Annotated in this window: 1 protein-coding gene; it reads right to left on the bottom strand. The window is 58.3% G+C overall.

Annotation, left to right across the window (positions count from 1 at the left end; genetic code table 11):
- Positions 1 to 956, bottom strand: a 956-nt coding sequence (locus QN413_RS27045) for an Hsp70 family protein (RefSeq protein ID WP_323499640.1), incomplete at its 3' end; no start/stop codon positions are given.
- Positions 957 to 1,011 lie beyond the last annotated feature (55 nt).

Genomic DNA, 1,011 nt, shown 5'->3' with positions numbered 1-1,011 from the left:
GCGATGGTGCGTTCGATCAGCTCATCGACCAGGCTTTCGAGCTTGGCACGGCTGAGCTTGATGTTCAGGTGCTTTGGGCCCGATGCATCGGCCGTCACGTAAGGCAGGTTGATGTCTGTTTGCGCGCCGTTCGACAATTCGATCTTGGCCTTCTCTGCGGCTTCTTTCAGGCGCTGGAGTGCGAGCACGTCCTTGCCCAGATCGACGCCTTGTTCCTTCTTGAACTCGGCAATGATGTATTCGATGATGCGCTGGTCGAAGTCTTCGCCGCCCAGAAAGGTGTCGCCATTGGTGGCGAGCACTTCGAACTGTTTTTCTCCGTCGACGTCGGCAATCTCGATGATCGACACGTCGAAAGTACCGCCACCCAGGTCATACACGGCGATCTTGCGGTCGCCCTTTTCCTGCTTGTCGAGGCCAAAGGCCAAGGCGGCTGCTGTGGGCTCGTTGATGATTCGCTTCACGTCCAGGCCGGCGATGCGACCGGCGTCTTTGGTGGCCTGGCGCTGCGCGTCGTTGAAGTACGCCGGCACCGTGATGACGGCTTCGGTGATCGTTTCGCCAAGGTAGTCTTCAGCGGTTTTCTTCATCTTGCGCAGGATGTCGGCGCTGACTTGCTGAGGCGCCATTTTCTTGCCGCGCACCTCGACCCAGGCGTCGCCGTTGTCGGCCTTGACGATGCTGTAGGGCATCAGGTTGATGTCCTTCTGCACTTCTTTTTCTTCGAACTTGCGGCCGATCAAACGCTTGATCGCGTACAGCGTGTTCTTGGGGTTCGTCACGGCCTGGCGCTTGGCCGAGGCACCGACCAGCACTTCACCGTCTTCCTGGTACGCGACGATCGACGGCGTGGTGCGGGCACCTTCCGAGTTCTCGATCACGCGCGTGGTGTTGCCTTCCATGATCGACACGCACGAGTTGGTGGTGCCGAGGTCGATGCCGATGATTTTGGCCATGTTGAATTTGCTCCTGAGTTCTGAAAAATGGGGTGGTGTGAACTTGTGGATAACC

This window comes from Variovorax sp. LG9.2, from assembly GCF_035018885.1.
Classification (GTDB): Bacteria; Pseudomonadota; Gammaproteobacteria; order Burkholderiales; family Burkholderiaceae_C; genus Variovorax.
The sequence above is the reverse complement of the archived record's forward strand: the minus strand, read 5'-3'. Positions and strand labels throughout refer to the sequence as shown.